Annotated in this window: 19 protein-coding genes and 1 tRNA gene; 13 read left to right on the forward strand and 7 right to left on the reverse strand. The window is 70.2% G+C overall.

Going from position 1 to position 17,073, the window contains the following annotated elements:
- Positions 1 to 27: 27 nt before the first annotated feature.
- Positions 28 to 1,077, reverse strand: coding sequence for a hypothetical protein (locus VNO22_17340; GenBank protein ID HXG63139.1), 1,050 nt, complete (start codon positions 1,075 to 1,077; stop codon positions 28 to 30).
- A gap of 129 nt (positions 1,078 to 1,206) precedes the next feature.
- On the reverse strand, positions 1,207 to 2,370 hold the full coding sequence (locus VNO22_17345) for a Calx-beta domain-containing protein (GenBank protein HXG63140.1): 1,164 nt from the start codon (positions 2,368 to 2,370) through the stop codon (positions 1,207 to 1,209).
- Positions 2,371 to 2,533: 163 nt separating this feature from the next.
- On the opposite strand from VNO22_17345, the gene VNO22_17350 reads away from it, so the two are divergent.
- The 3 genes from VNO22_17350 to VNO22_17360 are packed head-to-tail and all read left to right on the forward strand — an operon-like array spanning position 2,534 to position 5,557.
- A complete protein-coding gene (locus tag VNO22_17350; protein ID HXG63141.1) occupies positions 2,534 to 3,235 on the forward strand; it encodes an endonuclease/exonuclease/phosphatase family protein in 702 nt (233 codons plus the stop codon).
- Positions 3,225 to 3,836 carry a VTT domain-containing protein gene (locus VNO22_17355; GenBank protein HXG63142.1) on the forward strand — a complete coding sequence of 204 codons (612 nt, stop codon included), beginning with the start codon at positions 3,225 to 3,227 and terminating at the stop codon, positions 3,834 to 3,836. The genes VNO22_17350 and VNO22_17355 overlap by 11 nt, the downstream gene beginning before the upstream one ends.
- Entirely contained in the window at positions 3,833 to 5,557 is a 1,725-nt protein-coding gene (locus VNO22_17360) for a phospholipase D-like domain-containing protein (GenBank protein ID HXG63143.1), read from the forward strand. The genes VNO22_17355 and VNO22_17360 overlap by 4 nt, the downstream gene beginning before the upstream one ends.
- On the opposite strand, the gene VNO22_17365 is transcribed toward VNO22_17360, so the two are convergent.
- The 3 genes from VNO22_17365 to VNO22_17375 are packed head-to-tail and all read right to left on the reverse strand — an operon-like array spanning position 5,530 to position 8,292.
- Complete coding sequence (locus VNO22_17365; protein ID HXG63144.1) at positions 5,530 to 6,216, reverse strand: hypothetical protein; 687 nt, start codon at positions 6,214 to 6,216, stop codon at positions 5,530 to 5,532. The two genes, VNO22_17360 and VNO22_17365, sit on opposite strands and share 28 nt — an antisense overlap.
- Positions 6,213 to 7,826: a hypothetical protein gene (locus tag VNO22_17370; protein HXG63145.1), complete on the reverse strand. Its 1,614-nt coding sequence runs from the start codon at positions 7,824 to 7,826 to the stop codon at positions 6,213 to 6,215. The genes VNO22_17365 and VNO22_17370 overlap by 4 nt, the downstream gene beginning before the upstream one ends.
- A gap of 34 nt (positions 7,827 to 7,860) precedes the next feature.
- A complete protein-coding gene (locus VNO22_17375; GenBank protein ID HXG63146.1) occupies positions 7,861 to 8,292 on the reverse strand; it encodes a peptidylprolyl isomerase in 432 nt (143 codons plus the stop codon).
- Between the two features lie 135 nt (positions 8,293 to 8,427).
- On the opposite strand from VNO22_17375, the gene VNO22_17380 reads away from it, so the two are divergent.
- The 4 genes from VNO22_17380 (at position 8,428) to VNO22_17395 (ending at position 10,969) form a co-directional block, all read left to right on the forward strand.
- Complete coding sequence (locus tag VNO22_17380) at positions 8,428 to 9,123, forward strand: nickel transporter (protein ID HXG63147.1); 696 nt, start codon at positions 8,428 to 8,430, stop codon at positions 9,121 to 9,123.
- A gap of 41 nt (positions 9,124 to 9,164) precedes the next feature.
- Positions 9,165 to 9,239, forward strand: a tRNA-Thr gene (locus VNO22_17385).
- A 94-nt stretch (positions 9,240 to 9,333) separates the two neighbouring features.
- Positions 9,334 to 9,975, forward strand: a complete 642-nt coding sequence (locus VNO22_17390) for a GDSL-type esterase/lipase family protein (GenBank protein HXG63148.1) — start codon at positions 9,334 to 9,336, stop codon at positions 9,973 to 9,975.
- A gap of 58 nt (positions 9,976 to 10,033) precedes the next feature.
- Positions 10,034 to 10,969, forward strand: coding sequence for a hypothetical protein (locus VNO22_17395; GenBank protein ID HXG63149.1), 936 nt, complete (start codon positions 10,034 to 10,036; stop codon positions 10,967 to 10,969).
- Here VNO22_17395 and VNO22_17400 read toward each other — a convergent pair.
- Entirely contained in the window at positions 10,950 to 11,447 is a 498-nt protein-coding gene (locus tag VNO22_17400) for a peptidylprolyl isomerase (GenBank protein ID HXG63150.1), read from the reverse strand. The two genes, VNO22_17395 and VNO22_17400, sit on opposite strands and share 20 nt — an antisense overlap.
- A gap of 64 nt (positions 11,448 to 11,511) precedes the next feature.
- Here VNO22_17400 and VNO22_17405 point away from each other — a divergent pair, with 64 nt between their 5' ends.
- From VNO22_17405 to VNO22_17430, 6 genes are all read left to right on the forward strand, one after another.
- On the forward strand, positions 11,512 to 12,993 hold the full coding sequence (locus VNO22_17405; GenBank protein ID HXG63151.1) for a cytochrome c biogenesis protein CcdA: 1,482 nt from the start codon (positions 11,512 to 11,514) through the stop codon (positions 12,991 to 12,993).
- A gap of 75 nt (positions 12,994 to 13,068) precedes the next feature.
- Complete coding sequence (locus VNO22_17410; protein ID HXG63152.1) at positions 13,069 to 13,293, forward strand: hypothetical protein; 225 nt, start codon at positions 13,069 to 13,071, stop codon at positions 13,291 to 13,293.
- Positions 13,294 to 13,444: 151 nt separating this feature from the next.
- Complete coding sequence (locus VNO22_17415; GenBank protein ID HXG63153.1) at positions 13,445 to 13,669, forward strand: thioredoxin domain-containing protein; 225 nt, start codon at positions 13,445 to 13,447, stop codon at positions 13,667 to 13,669.
- 46 nt (positions 13,670 to 13,715) lie between these two features.
- Entirely contained in the window at positions 13,716 to 14,195 is a 480-nt protein-coding gene (locus VNO22_17420) for a 3-hydroxyacyl-ACP dehydratase FabZ family protein (GenBank protein HXG63154.1), read from the forward strand.
- Between the two features lie 69 nt (positions 14,196 to 14,264).
- A complete protein-coding gene (locus tag VNO22_17425; protein HXG63155.1) occupies positions 14,265 to 14,852 on the forward strand; it encodes a hypothetical protein in 588 nt (195 codons plus the stop codon).
- Between the two features lie 63 nt (positions 14,853 to 14,915).
- Complete coding sequence (locus VNO22_17430) at positions 14,916 to 15,056, forward strand: hypothetical protein (GenBank protein ID HXG63156.1); 141 nt, start codon at positions 14,916 to 14,918, stop codon at positions 15,054 to 15,056.
- Between the two features lie 9 nt (positions 15,057 to 15,065).
- On the opposite strand, the gene VNO22_17435 is transcribed toward VNO22_17430, so the two are convergent.
- Positions 15,066 to 17,073: hypothetical protein (locus VNO22_17435; protein HXG63157.1), on the reverse strand; the 2,008-nt coding region annotated here is incomplete at its 5' end.

Consider the following 17,073-nt stretch of genomic DNA (forward strand, 5'->3'; position numbering starts at 1 on the left):
CTCATCCAGGCGTCGGGCACGCGGGGTTCACGGCACCGGCTCGGTCTCCTCCGACGGCAGCGCCGCCCGGTGCGCGCGGGCGCTTTCAAGGACGTGCTCAAGGTAGAACGCGGCCTGACGCCGGTGCCCTTCGACGTCGAGGGTCCAGCGTTCGGCGCGCCGGCGGCTTCGCGGCGCCGCCAGGACGAAGCCCAGCGCCAGGTCGCGCACCTCCGGTTCGCCGGGGGCCAGCTCGAGCCGGCGGGCCAGATCCTGGAGGCGCAGGAAGAGATCTCCGTGACGGGCCCGCACGCGCAGGAGCAGGCGGTCCAGCGTCGCCAGCGCGCGCGGGGCCTCCGGATCGCCCTTCGCATGCAGGAGGAGCGCGCGCTCGAGGGCCGCCCGGGCCTGATGCGGGTGCTCCGAAAGCAGACAAAGAACCTCCCAGTCCTCGACGCGCCGGCCCTGGGCCTCGAAGACGCGCGCCAGGCGGCGCACCAGCCGCAGGTCCAGGAGGCGCTCGAGATCCACTCCCGGCGGCAGGGCCCCCCAGGCGGGAGCCGCCATCTCCTCGAGGGTCGGCACCGGGTCGGGCGTCGCCGGGGGAGGAGGGGGAGGAGGAGCGGACGGCGCGGGCGCTTCGGGCCCCTCGCCGGCCAGGGCGCGCCGGTAGCGTTCGGCGATGCGCTCCATGACGCGCAGCCGGCCGTCCGCTTCGCGCGCGGCGGTCGCGGGATCGGCCGCCCAGCGCGCCGCCGCCTCGAGGGCGGCCGGCGAGCAGGCCGCAAATCCCAGCAGGATCTCGCGGCGCTCGATCGCCTCCGGGTCAAGGAGGCTGGGAGCGAGGAACTCCTCGAGAAGTTCGACCCGCGGCGCGCGCTCGAGCCGCAACCGATGCAGCGCTTCGGCGATCTCCGGGTCGGGCCGGCTTCCCGCACAGGCCAGCGTCCGCAGGGGCAGGAGGCCCGAGGACACGAGCGCATAAGCCTCCCAGGGGCGCAGCGGCACGCCCGCCGCCTCCAGCCGTTCCCGCAGACGGCGCGCCGACCGGAGGCGCTCCAGCGCCTCGGGCTCAAGCTCCGCGTCGCCGCCGCGCATGGTCGAGAGTCTCGGAAACGGGGCCGTTTCTGTCAAGCGGGAATATGGGGATCCTTATGGGGGACGCCCCCGGCGTCCTCACCTGTGTAACGCCGGGGGCGGGGCCCGCGTCTCAGGCGGAGGGTCGAGCTACTCGGTGACGGTCACCCGGAGGGAAGCCGTTCCGAGAACCGCGCCGCCCGTCGGGGAGGATAGAACGACGTCGAAGGTCTCGGAGCCTTCCGGGACGGCGTCGGCGAAGAGGGTGACCGTGATCGTCCGGTCGCCCCAATGGCCGTCTTCCCAGCGAAGCGTTCCGGGGGTCACCGAATAGTCCGAGCCGGCCAGGGCGGTGCCGTCCACTCCGGAGAACTCCACGGTCACCGCGCCCTGGGTTCCGCCCGTCCGTCGGACAATCAGGGAGAGCGTGGCCGCTCCCTCGTGCACCGACACGGCGTCCACGAGGAAGCCGATCGTGCCGGGATCGTCATTGTCCAGGATGTCCACGCGGGTCTGCGACTGCGTGCCGACGAAGGATCCCGGCGAGGGCGATTCCAGATGGAGCGTGAAATGCTCCTCGCCTTCCCGGATCGGGTCGTTGACGATCTCGACGGCGATCGTCTTGGAGACTTCGCCGTCGGCGAAGGCGACGGTCAGGGGGGAGACGAAGGACGTGTCGGGCGGCGTCGTGGTGTGGTCCTGGAGCCGCACGTTCACGGTGGCCGCCCCCGCGGCGCCGCCGGAGCGGGAAATCTCCACCGGCACCTGGCCCGCGCGCTCGTCCACGAAATGCCGGCTCAGCCGGAACTGGAACGCCCCGCCCGGGCCGGCGTCGTCGTCCTGGATCGTCACCGTGGCTCCGTCGGGACCCCCGATCGTGACGCCTCCCGAGGGGGAGCCGAGGAAGACGAAGAAGTGCTCGTCCCCCTCCGGCAGCGCGTCGTTGACGAGCGGGACGGCGATGGGCTTTTCACCGCCCTCGCCGTCGGCCCAGACGATTTCATGCGGGGCGGAGGGATCGAACGCGTAGTCGGAGGGGTCCGCGCTGCCGGGATGGGCGGCCCAGAAGATGCTCACGCGCCCGCGCGTGCCGCCGACGCGGGCCACGCGCACCTCGGCGGAAGCGGCGCTCTCGGAGCCCGTGGCCGCGAGAGAGACGAACCGGATTTCGCCCGCGCCGGCGGCGGGGGGGGGAGCCCCGGGCGGTCCCGCGGGGGCGCCGTCCTCGTCGTCGTCGCTGCACCCGACCAGGGGGGCGATCGCCAGGAGCGCGCCCGCCCCGGCCGCGCGCCAGAAGCCCGAACGCATGCTCATGACCTGTCCTCCTACCCGCACCGGTCCCCCTGATCCGGTGAGCCCGGGATTGTTACGGGGCGGCGGCGTAACGGCGGATCGGGCGAGGGGATCCTCTTGAGGGAAGATCCGGGCCGGCTCGAAAGGCCCTCCCCCGCGCGCCGGGATGGCCACGGTCCGCTTGATGACCTACAACGTGCACCGCTGCATCGGGCTCGACGGCCGCCACCGGCCCGAGCGGATCGCGGCGATCCTCGCGCGATTCGATCCCGACGTGGCCTGCCTTCAGGAACTGGACGTGAACCGGCCGCGGACCGGCCGCATGGACCAGCCCCGCCGGATCGCCGACGCGCTCCAGATGGATGCGCATTTCCACGGAGCCGTGCGGGTGGCCGAGGAGGAGTTCGGCGCCGCGGTTCTCAGCCGGCTTCCGATGCGGAAGGTGCGCTCGGGCCCGCTTCCGACCCTTCTGGGCATGAAGCTGGAGCCGAGGGCCGCGCTCTGGGTCGAGGTTCGGGCCCGGGGACGGCCGGTGCAGGTGCTCACGGCCCATCTGGGGCTTACGCGGGGAGAGCGCCGGGTTCAGGCGGACCTTCTCCTGGGGGAAGAATGGCTGGGCCATCCGGACTGCCGTCCGCCGCGCATCCTGTGCGGGGACTTCAACATGACGCCGCGATCGCCGGCGTGGCGGCGGCTGGCGCGGGCGCTGCGGGCCGTCGCGGGGGATCGGCCGCCGGCGACATGGCCCAGCTTCCTCCCCCTGGTGCCGCTGGACGGGGTTTTCGCGGATCCGGAAGTCGAGGTGCGCGGCGTCGAGGTGCCGTCGGATCGGTCCGTGTGGATGGCGTCGGATCATCTTCCCGTCGTGGTGGATCTTGAAATCTGACCAAGTCGTCGGCGCGGCGCGTCCGCCGTATCCCTGGACGGGGATCGCGATCTTCGCGCTGGCGGTGGCCGTGCTGGCGGCGGTGTGGAAAGGGACGCCGCTGGGGAACTGGCTCCGGCCGGAGCACGTTTCCGCATGGGCCGGATCGCTGGGGGCGCGATGGTACGCGGGGCCGCTCGCCGTGGCGGTCTTCATCGCGGGAGGCTTCATGATGGTGCCGCTTCTGGCGCTCGCGTTTGCGTGCGGGATGGTGTTCGGCGCCTGGCCGGGAGCGGCGTACGCGCTGACCGGGGCGATGGCCGGCGCGTCGGCCAGCTTCGCGGTGGGGAGGCGGCTGGGACGGGAGCGCCTGCGGCGCTTGCTCGGGGAGCGGATCCGGCGTTTCGAGGGACGCGTGGTCCGCCGCGGGATTCTGGCGGTGTTCCTGGTCCGCAAGATCCCGGCCCCTTACGGGCTGGTGAATCTCGCGGCGGGCGCCTCCGAAGTGCGGTTTCGGGACTTTTTCCTGGGAACGCTTCTGGGCACCGGACCGGGGGTGGTGCTGCTGAGCGTTCTGGGGGATCGCTTCGCCCGGCCGGCGGTGGAGGCCGTGACGTCATGAAGGGCCGTTTCCGCCGGATCCTCGTGCCGGGCCGGACCTGCTGGACCCTGCGGGACGTCCGCGCCTCGGGTCTCCTCGTGGACGGGCGCGCGTACTTTCGGGAGTTCTGGAAGGCCGCGCGCCGGGCGCGGCGCACGATTGCGGCGGCGGGATGGCAATTCGACAGCACGGTGGAGCTTCTGCGCGGGCCGGACCGCGCGGCGGCCGGCGGCGAGGACGTGCGGCTGCTGCCGTTCCTGGACGGCCTGTGCCGGCGCGCTCCGGAGCTGCGGATCTATCTTCTGTGCTGGGACTACAGCCCGGGATTCATGCTTCAGCGCGAATGGTTCCAGGCGCGCCTCTTCAGCCGCGGGGATCACGGGCGCCTCCGGTTCCGCTTCGACGACCGGCATGCCGTGGGGGCCAGCCACCATCAGAAGTTCGCCGTGATCGACGGCCGGCTGGCGTTCGCCGGTTCCATGGACCTCTGTCACGATCGGTGGGACGATCGGGCGCACCGGGCCGAAGATTCCGCGCGCCTTCAGCCGGGACGCGCCGACTACGGACCGTACCACGAGGTGCAGGCGTATCTGGAAGGCCCGGCGGCGGCGGAGCTGGCGGAGCTCTTCCGTGCCCGCTGGAGGAGCGCGGGCGGACCGGAGCTGGACCTTCCGCCGGCCGAGGGAGCGCCCGTTGAGGAGCCGCGTCCCAGCGTCGCGCTGGGGCCCGGTTCCGTGGGTCTCAGCCGTACCGTGGCCCGGACGCTCGTGCCGGATCAGCCCTCGATCCGCGAGATCCGGCGGCTTTACGTGGACGCGATCGACGCCGCGGAGGAGCTGATCTACATCGAGAGCCAATACTTCGGCTCCGCCGCCGTATACCAGGCGCTCCTGCGCCGGATGGCGGACCCGCGGCGCGGCAGGCTCGATATCGTGCTGGTCTATCCCCGCGGGATGCACTCGCTGACGGAAGAGTTCTCTATGGGGGCGCTTCAATGTTCGCTCTTCCGCGGCCTCAAGCGGGCGGCGGCCCGGACGGGGCACGACCTCGGGATTTACTGGGTCGCCTCGCCGGGACCGGGCGGCGTGGAGCGGGACCGCTACATTCACTCCAAGGTGCTGGTCGTGGACGACCGTTTCCTGAGCGTGGGGTCGGCCAACACGAACAACCGGAGCATGGGGCTCGACACGGAGCTCAATGTGAGCTGGGAGGCGGAATCGCCCGGGGAGGCGGAGCGGATCGCGGCGATCCGGCGCGCGCGGGTGAACCTGCTCGTCGAGCACACGGGGCGGGGCGACGAAGCCTCGCGGCGCGCGCTGCGGCGGAGGCGGGGATTGGTGCGGACGCTGGACGCCTGGGCGGGACGGGGGCGTTCCACGCTGCGGCCGCATCCGCTGACCAGCCGGGTGGAGGAGAGCCCGATCCTGAAGCTTCTGGATCTGGATCACGTGTCGTTCGATCCCGAGCGTCCGCTCCTCGAGGAGGAAGTGTTCGAGCCGTTTCGGCCGTTCTTTTTTCCGACCCCGGCGGCTCTGTCGCGGCGCGGACGGCGTCGTGGGGGCGGGCGGGGACAGACGACGCGGGCGGGGATCCGGGCGCCGCTGGCGGTGGCGCGCGCTCCGAACCCGGTCTGGACGCTCCTGTCGCGGGCGTTCAAGCGTTCGGCGGTGGCCGCCGCGGTGATCGGGGCGGTTCTTCTGGCCGGGGCGCTCGTCTACGTGGCGATCCGGACGGCGCTGTAGATTTCGGCGGCGGGGACGAGAGGAAGGCCCAGGCGCCGCGCGGCGCAGGTTCCGATCGCTTCGTCGTGCCGGTGTCCCCAGCAGCGAGGGTCGGGGGAAACGAAGCCCACGGGTTTGCGGGGCTTGCGGGCGCGGAGGGACGCGGGGGCGTGTTCGCTGAAGTAGGGTCCGGCGAAAAGGCCCCGGCGCAGCGCGTCGAAAAGCTCCTCGAGCCAGGCGCGGGATCGCGGGTGGGCGAGGTTCAGGCCGATGAGGCTTCCGTTCATGAGGGGCAGCCCCAGCGCGTCGTCGCGGGTGAGGCCGTAGGCGGCCAGGCAGAGATCGGAGGTCCAGTGGCCCAGGCGCTCGTCGCCCGCCACGAGGAGGTGGCCTTCGCACTCGATCCGTTCGAAAAGCGCGTCGGGCGGCTCCAGGAAGCGGCAGGGCGAATCGACCCAGAGAATCGAGCGGAAGCCGGCGTGGAACGCCTCGCGGAAGGCGAAGAGCTTGAAGGCGTAGGGGGCCTCCGCGTGGGGCGGGCTTTCCGGGGGAAGTTCGTCCGTCCAGAGGCGGAGTCTTTCGGCCGGATATCCGAGGGCGGCGAGGTTGCGGGCCAGCTCCTTCTGGAGGGCCACGTAGTCGTGGGTGGCGACGTTGACGATGAGGCGGCGGGAGTTCATCGGGCGGCGAGGGCGTCCTCCACGTGGCGCGCGAAGACTTCGAGATCCTCGTACTTGTCGAACCAGCTCGTGTACATGATGCCCACGGCGCCTCCCGTGCGGCGGGCGGTTTCGATCCAGTCGCGGGCGCGTTCGGGCATCTTGTCGTAGTAGGCCGCCAGGAGCGTCCGGTGTCCGCGCGAGGCGAACCAGCTCAGGCTTTCTTCCCGGCGGTCGAAGTACCAGTCGGCGACGATGACGTCGCGATCGAGGCCTTCCCAGGAGCCGGTCAGGTCGCCGTTGACCAGGCAGTAGTTGGGGCGGGCGTTGTGGTAGGGATCCCACATGTCGCTCCAGACGTAGATGTCCGCGCGCGGGTCGATGTCGCGGAGGATGGAGACGCAGGAGCGGACGTTCTCGGCGAGGATGCCGGCGGGGGTAAGGGCGCGGCGGCGGCAGGACTCGTCCCAGTTGAGGACTCGGACTTCGTCGTGGGTCATGAAGAAGGCGCGGGGACGGAAGAGGCGGTGGAGGCGGCGGGCCTGGTCGCGCAGGATCTCGAGGGTCCTGGGCTCGGAGGGGCAGATCATGGTCTGTCCGTGGTCGGGCATGGAGAGGGCGTGGTAGTAGGAGACGCGAAGGCGCGTGCCGTCCGGAAGGGCGGTGCGCAGGACGGGGGGGTCGTGCCAGGCGTCGTAGGAGCGGCGTTCGAGGATTTCGACGAGGCCGGGGTCGGAGACCGGCTCGAAATCGCGGCCTTCGACGAGGGGGCGGCCGTCCTCGGTGCGGACGGAGAGGGGCGCGCCGGGGCGGCGCAGGAGGTTGAACAGGCCGATTTCGCGCAGGCGGGGCTCGGCCCAGGACAGTTCTCCCGTTTCGCCGTCCCAGCATCCCAGGTAGAGGCGGACCTCGGAGCTGTCCAGGGAGTTGAAGAAGGCGTGGTGTTCGGTCCAGTCCTGGGTGGGGCGCACGCCGAGGAAGCGGTAGTTCAGGAGGCGGCCCTTGCCCACGGCGAGAACGCGGGGGGTCCCGCGGAACTCGCGGGTGCGGACGCGGACGGAGACATGGTATTGCCGGAACGGGCGGACGGCGACCTTCTGGACCATGCGGGCGTAGCGGCCGCGGGGGTCGCGGACGGTTCCGTCGTCGCCGACGATCGGATCCTTCCAGTCCCAGCGCGGGCGCAGCGCCACGGGCGGGTCGGGTTCCAGGCGCGCCGTGCCGCCGCGGACGACGAAGAGCGCATCGCGGACAGGAAGCCCTTCGGCGAGGTTGGGGTCCTGAGCCAGGAGGTTCTGGGAGTGTCCGATCTGGAAGAGCGCGGGGACGAGGTCCAGGCGGTGGGCGGCCGCGGCGCGCTTGACGCGTTCGAGGTGGGCGTAGTAGGCGGCGTCCATGAGGGGGAGCTTGCCGAAGTTGGGGTCTTCGAGGAGGAACGCGTTGTAGCCCGCGCGGGCGGCGCGGGCCATGAGGGATTCGAGTTTCTCGACGGCGCGCGGTTCGCGAAGGTCGAACGGGGCGTAGACCCAGCGTTCGCGCAGGCGGAGCGGGGGCGGGTCCGCCGGCGCGGGGGAGGAGCATCCGGCGGAGAGGCCCGCAAGCGCGGTCGCGAAGATTCGGAAGGCCCGCACCGCCGGGGATGCTACCAAAATCCGCGGCAGGGCGCTATCGGATCGAGACGAGCGTGATCTCGAACGAGAGGTCTTTTCCCGCGAGCGGATGGTTGGCGTCGAGCGTCACCTCATCGTCGGTGACCCGGAGGATCGAAACGGGGAAGGCCTTGCCGGTCATCCGGTCGGTGACCTGGAGGCGCAGGCCCGGTTCCGGCTCGATGTCGGGCGGGAAGCCGGCGCGCTCGATGGCGAAGATGCGCTCGGGGCGGTAGGGTCCATAGGCCTGCGCGGCGGGGACCTTCTGCGTTTTCGTTTCTCCCGGAGTCATGCCGACGACGGCGCTTTCGAAGCCGGGGATGACCTCGTGGTTGCCGATCGTGAACTGGATGGGATCGCGATCGCGGGAGGAGTCGAACTCGGTGCCGTCGTCGAGGCGGCCGACGTAATGGACTTGGACGGTGTCGCCGATTTTCGCGGGATTCACGGGCGGGGTCCTTAAAGTAGGGTCCTTGGGTCCGGTCCGGTGGAACCAACGGCATTGTCGCCGCCTCGGGTCGATCGAGTCAAGGGCTCTTTTCTCCTGCCTTGGGGAGGCGGCGCTGGTAAGATGGGCGCCCTCATGACGGGGATCGCGATGCTGGCGGCCGGCGTTCTGGCCGGGGCGGCGCATGTCTTGACGGGGCCGGACCATCTGGCGGCGCTGGCGCCGCTTTCGCTCTGGGCACGGGGAGAGGCGTGGAAGGTGGGGGTTCGCTGGGGCCTGGGGCACTCGGAGGGGGGGGGGGCGTTGGCCGCCCTGGCGTTCGGGATGCGGCTGGCGCTTCCGTTGGAGGCGATCTCCGAGTGGGGCGAGCGGATCGTGGGGGCGACGCTGATTGCGCTTGGGGTGTGGGGGTTTCGCCGTCTCCTGGGCCGGCGGCTTCATGCGCACGCGCACCGCCACGGGGATGAGGAGCACGTTCACTTCCACGTTCACGCGTCCGGCGAGGACCACGACGCGCCCGGCGCGCACGTTCACCGCCACACGGCGTTCGGGGTGGGGGTGCTGCACGGCGCGGCGGGGGCTTCGCACCTTCTGGGAGTTATTCCCGGGTTCGCGCTGCCCGGAGGAGAGGCGGCGGCGTATCTGGCCGGGTTCGCGGCGGGGACGGTGGGGGCGATGACGCTTTTCGCGGCGGCGCTGGGCTGGGCGGCGCCGGCGCGGACGGAGCGGGGACTTCGGCTTTACCGCTGGGCGCTGGGGGCGGCGTCGGCGGCCTGCGCGGGCGTCGGGGTTGCGTGGCTGGCGTTGTCGTGGCGGGGCGGCGGTCCTTGAAAAATCCCCGTCGCGGTGTATTCTAATGCCCTCCCGCGCGGGCCGGGCTAGCTCAACGGCAGAGCACCGCTTTCGTAAAGCGGGGGTTGTGGGTTCAAATCCCATGCCCGGCTCCATTCCCGCCCGAAGAAGCGCTCTCGGCAAGGGCGACGCCGGAGATTCCGGCGTAGATCCTTCGGGGACCGTTTCGAACGCAGGAGGACACCTGTCATGATGAGAGCCGCGATCGGGCTGGTCCTGGCCCTGGCGCTTCAGGACCGATGGGAAGCCGACATCCGCGCGTTCGAGGCGCAGGACCGCGCCGCTCCGCCGGCCCCCGGCGGCGTCGTCTTCGTGGGCAGCTCCTCGATCCGCCTCTGGAATCTCCGCGAGGCGTTTCCCGATCTCCCGGTCCTCAATCGCGGCTTCGGCGGGTCCCAGATGGCCGACGCGGCGCGCTACGCGGAGCGGATCGTGATTCCCTATAAGCCCCGGGTGGTCGTCGTCTTCGCCGGGGGCAACGACATCAACGCCGGGAAATCGCCGGAGGACGTTCTGGCCGCGTTCAAGGACCTCGTGGGCAAGATTCACGCGGCGCTTCCCGAAACGCGCGTTTACTTCATCTCCCTCTTTCCGAATCTTAAGAGGGCCGCCCAGGATCCGGCGTGCCGCCGGGTCAACGAGCTCATCCGCGCGTTCGCGAAGACCGATTCCCGTCTGGGCTTCATCGATCCCCGGCCGCGCATGGAGAACGCCGAGGGCAAGGCCCGGCCGGAGCTGCTGCGGGAGGACGGCCTCCACCTGAACGAAGAGGGCTACAAGATCTGGAACGAAGCGGTGGGACCCGTGATCCGGGCCGCGCTGGCGAAATAGGTTCCGCGGCCGCGGACTTGCCGTTGCTTCCCGGCCGGGGCGCGGTTATCCTCCTCGCGTGAGCCTGGTGGGCCGCTTTTTCGGCTCCCGGGACGACGTTCCCGGATGGGCCTGCTTTTTCGACGCCGAGGGGTATCGGGCGTTTTTGGCCGTTCTCGACGCCGAAATGAAGCGCCGCGGACTGGCCTATGAGCTGGACGAGGGGATCCTGCGGTTGCCCGCCCCCGGTCCGGATCCCTCCGAGTACGGCCTGCTGAACCTGGCCCAGCTCTGTCACGCCTCTCCCCGCGGCGAGTGGCCGTCCGTGGTGGCCCGCCACTTCGACAGCACGTTCCGCTTCTCCGAGGAATCCCGCGAGATCGACGCCCGCGCCCGGCGCTTCGACGACGTGCGCTCCCTTCTCAAGGTGCGGCTCTACCATCCGGACTACCTGCGGCACATGGGGCCCGAGCGGCTGGTCCATCGCGTGCCCGCGCCGGGCCTGGTCGAAACGCTCGTCTACGATCTGCCTTCGTCCGTGAGCACCGTGCCTCGGGAGCACCTGGGCGCCTGGGGTCGCCCGGAGGAGGAGCTCTTCGCGCTGGGCCTGGCCAACGTGCGCGCCGAGGGGCTTCTGGAGCCGCGCCGTTTCGAGGTGGAAGGAGGGGCGGCCTTCTACGCACTGGCCGGGGACAGCTTCTTCACCGCCTCGCACGCGCTTTTCCTGCGGGAATATCTCGGGCCGGCCCCCGAGCACGGCGCGCTGGTGGCCGTGCCCCACCGTCACGCCGTCCTTTACCACCCGATCGCGGACATGAAGGTAGTGCCCGTTCTTCAGTCCATGATCGCGGTGGCCTTCGGCATGTACCAGGAAGGCCCGGGGTCCATCCATCCGGGTCTCTTCTGGTGGCGGGACGGGAGGATGACGGATCTGCCCTCGCGCGTGCGGGCCCGGTCGATCGATTTTGCGCCGCCTGAGGAGTTCGTGGCGCTTCTCAACCGGTTGCCGGAGTAGGCCCGGAGACGGTCCGCACCTCGACGCGCAGCATCCGGTCTCCCTGGACGATGCGATCCACCACGTCCTGACCCGAGAGGACCTGCCCGAAGACCGTATGCACGCCGTCGAGGCGGGGCGTGGCGACGTGGGTGATGAAGAACTGGGATCCGCCGGTGCAGCGGCCGGACAGCCGCCGTCCGGTCTTCGGGTCGTGGCGGCACTGCCCTTTGTGGGCCATCGAAAGGGCGCCGCGGACGTGCTTGCGGTCGGGGTGGATCTCGCATTCGATCTCGTAACCCGGTCCGCCGCGGCCCGTGCCGGTCGGATCGCCGCCCTGGATCATGAAGTCCGCGATGACGCGGTGGAACGAGACGCCGTTGTAGAAGCCGGAGTTGGCCAGCTTCTCGAAGTTGGCCACCGTTCTGGGGGCCTCCCGCTCGAAGAGTTCCAGCGTGATCGTGCCGCGTTCGGTTTCCAGAATCGCGTGTTTGGCCATGGTCGGCTCCGTTGCATCGGGGGAATTCGGTTCCGTCCTTCCCCGTTCCCTATATAATACCGCCATGTTTCTTTGGACAACGATTCTGGCTGTTGCCGCGGCGGCGCCGGCGCCGCAGGAGCCGGGAGGCTTCGCGCGAAAGAAGCCCGAAATCCGGATCGTCGCGATCCGTCCCGAGAAGAGCGAAGTCCGCGTGGGCGAAACCTTCCGGGTGTCCTTCGAGGTCGAAATCCCCAAGGGATGGTACATCTATCCGACCTATCCCACCACGACCGGAACGCCCACGAAATTCGTTTTCGAAGCGGCCGAGCCGGCGGGCAAGGTGGAGGAACCCAAGCCCAAGACCAAGCCGGCCGAGGCGGGACTGGAGGCGTACGATTACCACGAAGGGACGGTCACGTTCACGGTTCCCGTCTACCTCAAGCCGGGCCCGGCTCCCGGTCCTTTCGAAGTGAAGGGCCTGGTGGACTATCAGATCTGCTCGGCGGTCTGCATTCCCGCGCGGACGCCGTTTTCGTTCCCCATCGTCGTGGCGCAGGGCGAAGTTCAGCCGGCGGCGGGGGCCGAGGACTTCGAGCGCCGGGGCGTCTGGGCGCTGATCCTTCTCGGAATGACGGGTGGCCTGATCTCTCTGGTCATGCCCTGCACGTATCCGCTCATCCCGATCACGCTGACGTACTTTCTCAAGCAGGCGGCCGGATCGCGTTCGCACGGCATGGTCCTTTCCGGAGCGTACTCGCTGGGGATCATCCTGTCTTTTACGGGGCTCGGCTTTCTACTCACGATTCTGCTCGGAGCCGGCGGGGCGCGCGAGTTCGCCGCCAATCCGTGGGTAAACGTGGGCGTGGGGCTTCTGTTCCTCTGGTTCACCGGGTCGCTTTTCGGATGGTACGAGATCCGGCTTCCGTTCGGACTGGAGTCCCGCCTCGCCGGAACGCCGCGGCAGGGCGTGGGCGGAGCCTTCATCCTGGGCCTGGTGTTTTCGATCGTGACCTTCACCTGCACGATTCCGATCGCCGCGACGATCCTCACCTTGGCCGCCCAGGGGCACCGCCTTTCGGCGCTCATTGCGATGCTGGCCTATTCGGCGACGATGGCGCTTCCTTTCTTCGTGATGGGAATCTTTCCCGGGCTGCTCCGGGAGGTGCCCAGGAGCGGGGGCTGGCTGGGGACGGTGAAGACCTCGATGGCGTTCGTGGAACTCGGGCTCGCGGTCTTTTATCTGTCCAAGGCCGATCAGTCCTGGGAGATCGGGGTCCTGAACCGCTGGGTGGTGCTCGCGCTCTATACGGCGGTGGGGGTGGGCGTGGCGCTTTACCTGCTGCGCTTCTTCCGCGCGCGGCCGGGGTTCTTCCGGCTCGTCTCGGCGGGGCTGTTCCTGGCGCTGGGAGGCGTCATGGCCTACGGGTTCACGGGCCGGCGGCTGGGACTGCTGGAAACCATCGTGCCGCCGCCGCCCATCCACGGGACCACGCTTCCGGCCGGACTGGAGGAGGCGAAGCGCCGGGGCAAACCTCTCTTCGTGGAATTCACCGGCGTCACCTGATCGAACTGCCTGGCGAACCGCGGGACGGTTCTGGCGGCTCCCGAGGTCGAGAAGATCCTTTCGGAGCATTACGTCGTGGCCGAGCTTTGGACGGACCGGAAAGGTCCCCGAAGCCGGGCGATGGACGAGGAAAACAACCGCCTGCTCAACGAGCGGTTCGGCGGGGCGCTGCCGCTCTATGTGATTTTCACGCCGGACGGGCGCGAAGTGGCGCGCCTGGGCGGCCGTCCGTCGGTGTCCGAATTCGTGGAGTTTCTGAAGAAAGGCCTCCCGGCCGCGGCGGGCGCAAGTAACCCTTGATTCCGCCCCCGGCCGTGGTACAACGTGCAGCCGGAAAGGAGCATTTCTCATGGCCCACCTACCCGCAGTGACCGATCAGAACTTTCAGCAGGAAGTCCTCGGCGCCCCGGCGGCGGTCGTGGACTTCTGGGCGGAGTGGTGACCCAGCTGCGTGCGGCTCTCTCCCGTGATGGAGGAACTGGCCAAGGAGTACGGCGGCAAGGTCAAGATCGTGGCGGCCAACGTGGATGACAGCCAGGAGACCGCCGCTCACCTGGGGGTCATGTCGATTCCCGCGATCGTCTTCTTCAAAGGAGGCAAGGAAGTTTCGCGCATCGTCGGGGCTCAGCCCAAGCAGCGCTTCAAGGACGAGATCCGCAAACAGTTCGGGGTGTAGGCGTTTTTGTTGGCAAGGCCGGCGCACGCCGATAGAATCCGCGCGTATGCCCGGCCCTCTTCTGGCGGATCTGTCCCGCTTCGAGCCTCTCCGGCCGCTTCTGGACCGCGAGGGGGTCGCCCGCATTCTCCCGCATCGCGACGCGATGGCCCTCGTGGACGGGATCTGTCATAACGATCCCCGCGAGATGATCGCCGTGGGGTGGAAGGACGTCCGGCCGGACGAGTTCTGGGTTTCGGGGCACTTTCCCGGCAACCCGATCCTTCCCGGGGTTCTTCTCGTCGAAGCGGCGGCCCAGGTTTCGCTGGTGGCCTACAAGACGGGCGTCCCGGAGATCGCCGACCGGCTGGTCGTCTTCGGCGGGATCGACGGGGTGCGCTTTCGGGGCGTGGTGCGGCCGGGGGACCGCGTCTTTATCGTGGCCAAGATGCTCGAGATGTCCCGCCGGGGCGCCCGCGCGGCCACTCAGGCCGTCGTGCGCGGAAAGCTCGTCTACGAAGGCCAGGTCCTGGCCATCGTGACGTGACGGTCGCCGGGGTTTGACGGTTCTCGCGCGTCCTTATATAGTGGGCGGGTGCCCTGGAGGGCGAATCGCATGAGGCTCAGAGACGCCTGGCTGTGGGTGGGCGCGGCCGCGCTTTCGGCGTGCGGAGGCGGCGTCCAGGACGGAGTGGTCCAGTTCCTCGGGCCCTCGCCGAACACCGCAAAGCAGCTCGCCCAGGACGTGCGCTCCGTCAAGACCGCCTGTCCGGGGTGCGGCCGGACCCTGGAGCTCGGGACGGAGCGATGCCCCGACCGGAAGGGGTGCGATGCCCGCGTCCGATGGGCCAACGCCTACCGGTGCGGCTACTGCCGCGGTTCCGGCTCCTGCCAGGCGTGCTTCCTCATGGAACAGCCGGACGGGAAGTGCTTCAATTGCAAGGGGAACGGCTACATCACGTACCTCGGCAAGTCTCCTCCGTGTCCGAACTGCGCCACGGGCAAGGACGCCAAGCCCGGGGCGTGCCCGGTCTGCAAGGGATCGCGGAAGTGCGACTTCTGCGCCGGCGAGGGCAAGGTTTCGGCCGACGTTCTCAAGGAGCGAGCCGCCAAGGCTGCCGCCGCGAAGAGCGAGGAAGGAGGAGAAGCGCCGGCGGCGCCTCCCGCCGAAGCGCCCAAGGAAGAACCGAAAAAGGAACCCTGAGCGTACGGGGTTTCAGAACCCCTGGAGTCTCCCATCGTTCGCTATGCCGTCAGCCGGATCCTCATGGGGTTCGGCATCTGCGTGGTCGGAGTCGGCCTTCTTGTGGGGCTTTCCTACAACAACCTGAAGGCCGAGCTGGCCTATCTGATCGCGGGGCTTCTTCTGTTCAGCGCCGGCCGTCTGGCCCAGCCCGCGGGGAAATAGGCGCCGCGGCTACTTGCGCAGGCGGACCTGGCGGAAGCTCGCTTCCACATCGGTCACGAGCGCGATCGCGCCTTCGGCCGGAGCGGCGGCGGGAAGGATGAAGACGGGCTTTCCGTCTACGAATCCGGCCACGTCCCCCGCCTCTGCGACCAGCGCCAGTTCCGTCCAGTCGTCGGATCCGCGCGGCCGTTCCAGCGGGAAAAAGCGCACCAGGCGCGAAGTGTCTTCGACCTCCTCCAGGAGCGCGGCGCGGGAGGCGTCGGCCAGGACCAGCCGGAATTTTCCCAGGCGGACGCCCGCGTGGAAGGACGGGGCGGCCTCGGGAACGCGGACCTGGGCGGAGAGTCCCGAGGCCCCGCGGGCGCGACCGGGGGCCGGGGCGATCGAGCGTCCCGCCGCCAGGCGCAGCTCGGCGCCCTCCAGGCGGGCGGGGGCCGGGGCGCCCCGGGCCTTGCCGTCCCAGGTCCAGGCGTCGCCGGCGGGGTCGGCGGCCAGGAAGTCCCAGAAGCCGGTGGCGCGGAGCGCCTGTCCATAGAGGCGCAACACCCGGGATTCGTCGTGCCGGCCGGGATGATGGCGGCGGAGCTCGCGGGCGTACTGCTTGACCCGCCCGGAATCGCGCGCCTCGTGGGCCCGTTCCAGGAGGAGGGTGATCACCTCCGAGGAGAGGCGGGCCGCCTCGTCGCGAATCTCCGGATCGTGGGCCCAGGCGTCCTCGAGCGCGGCGGCCGCCTTGCGGGCCTCCTCGAGCTTTCCCTGTGCCGCCTCGGCGCGGACCGCGGCCAGGTCCTCCCGCGCGCGGCGCCGGCCTTCCGCGCGCAGGCGCGCCAGCCGGGGGGCGGGGAATTCGGGGTCCAGCCGCGCCGCCTGCTCCAGCCACCGGAGCGCCCGGGGAAGGCGCTCCGGATCCGCCGAATAGAGGAACGCCACCGCCGCCGCGCGCGCGAGCGACGCGTCCGTTTCGTAGGCCTCCTCGAGCGTGCGGCCCTGCGAGGCCGCCGCCAGGAGGACAAGGTCCTCGGGACGAAGTTCCGCGATCGACAGAGGCCGCGCGGGACGGCCCTTGGCCTGGAAAAGGTAGCCTTGGGGACCGAAGTCGATCCGGCCCGCCGCGCCGAAGGTCGCCAGCGTCACCTCGCGGCCGGAGTCGCGCAGGGTCCCCAGCCCCACGGCGACGCGGCGCAGCAGCCACTCGAGGTCGAGCGCGTCGAGCAGATCGGTCAGGATGCGGTACGGAAGCGTTTCGCCGGCCGTCCGGAGGAGATGGCCCAGGTCCGTGCGCGCGTCGGCCAGGATTTCGTAGGGAAGGCTCGATTCCGGGGCCAGGGCGAGGAATCGATCGTAGGGGACGCCCTCGGCGCGAAGCCGGTCGCGCTCGGCCGGGGGGCGGGGAGCGCGCAGGAAGTCGGCCGCTTCCCTCCAGGCGGCGCCGGCGCGGCGTTTGACGAGAAGTTCCTCGAAACGGCGGCGGACGGCTTCATACGCGCGCACGAGCGGATCCTCGAACTCGCGTTCGCGGCGGGGCAGGTCCGCCAGCAGTTCCTCCGCGCGGCGGCGCTGGGCGTCCTCGGCGTAGTCGCGCATGGATTCCAGAAGCGCGCGGGCTTCGCGGAAGGCGCCTTCGTCGAGGAGCCGGTGAACGCGACGCTCGTCCTCCTCGAACTTGCGGCGCACGAGGGCGGGGAGGCGTTCGATCTCCTCGGCGGCGCGGCGTCCGGCGGCGGTGAGGCGAAGAAGCGGCGGGGGGAAGGTTTCCAGGGCGCGCCGTCGCGCCACCGGGTCGCCGGCCGCGGGGAGGCGGGCGAGTTCCTCTTCGGCGCGACGCTCCATGAAGGCTTCGAACTCCGCGCGGGCCTTGCGGGCCCGTTCGATGAAGACGGGATCGGCGGAGGAGGCGATGAAGGTGTCGTACTCGGTCAGGATACGTTCGTAGGAGGACGGATCGCCGCGGTGTTCCCGGTCGAACGTGAGGACCCGCTTGAGCTCGGGGCTTTCGGCGGGGGCGGCGGGGGCGGGC

This window comes from Planctomycetota bacterium (assembly GCA_035574235.1).
Classification (GTDB): domain Bacteria; phylum Planctomycetota; class MHYJ01; order MHYJ01; family JACPRB01; genus DATLZA01.

Coding starts and splice junctions, on each gene's coding strand:
- VNO22_17340 (HXG63139.1), bottom strand. CDS start 1,077: ATGCGCGGCGGCGACGCGGAGCTTGAGCCCGAGGCGCTGGAGCGCCTC.
- VNO22_17345 (HXG63140.1), bottom strand. CDS start 2,370: ATGAGCATGCGTTCGGGCTTCTGGCGCGCGGCCGGGGCGGGCGCGCTC.
- VNO22_17350 (HXG63141.1), top strand. CDS start 2,534: ATGACCTACAACGTGCACCGCTGCATCGGGCTCGACGGCCGCCACCGG.
- VNO22_17360 (HXG63143.1), top strand. CDS start 3,833: ATGAAGGGCCGTTTCCGCCGGATCCTCGTGCCGGGCCGGACCTGCTGG.
- VNO22_17365 (HXG63144.1), bottom strand. CDS start 6,216: ATGAACTCCCGCCGCCTCATCGTCAACGTCGCCACCCACGACTACGTG.
- VNO22_17380 (HXG63147.1), top strand. CDS start 8,428: ATGACGGGGATCGCGATGCTGGCGGCCGGCGTTCTGGCCGGGGCGGCG.
- VNO22_17390 (HXG63148.1), top strand. CDS start 9,334: ATGATGAGAGCCGCGATCGGGCTGGTCCTGGCCCTGGCGCTTCAGGAC.
- VNO22_17400 (HXG63150.1), bottom strand. CDS start 11,447: ATGGCCAAACACGCGATTCTGGAAACCGAACGCGGCACGATCACGCTG.
- VNO22_17405 (HXG63151.1), top strand. CDS start 11,512: ATGTTTCTTTGGACAACGATTCTGGCTGTTGCCGCGGCGGCGCCGGCG.
- VNO22_17420 (HXG63154.1), top strand. CDS start 13,716: ATGCCCGGCCCTCTTCTGGCGGATCTGTCCCGCTTCGAGCCTCTCCGG.
- VNO22_17425 (HXG63155.1), top strand. CDS start 14,265: ATGAGGCTCAGAGACGCCTGGCTGTGGGTGGGCGCGGCCGCGCTTTCG.
- VNO22_17430 (HXG63156.1), top strand. CDS start 14,916: ATGGGGTTCGGCATCTGCGTGGTCGGAGTCGGCCTTCTTGTGGGGCTT.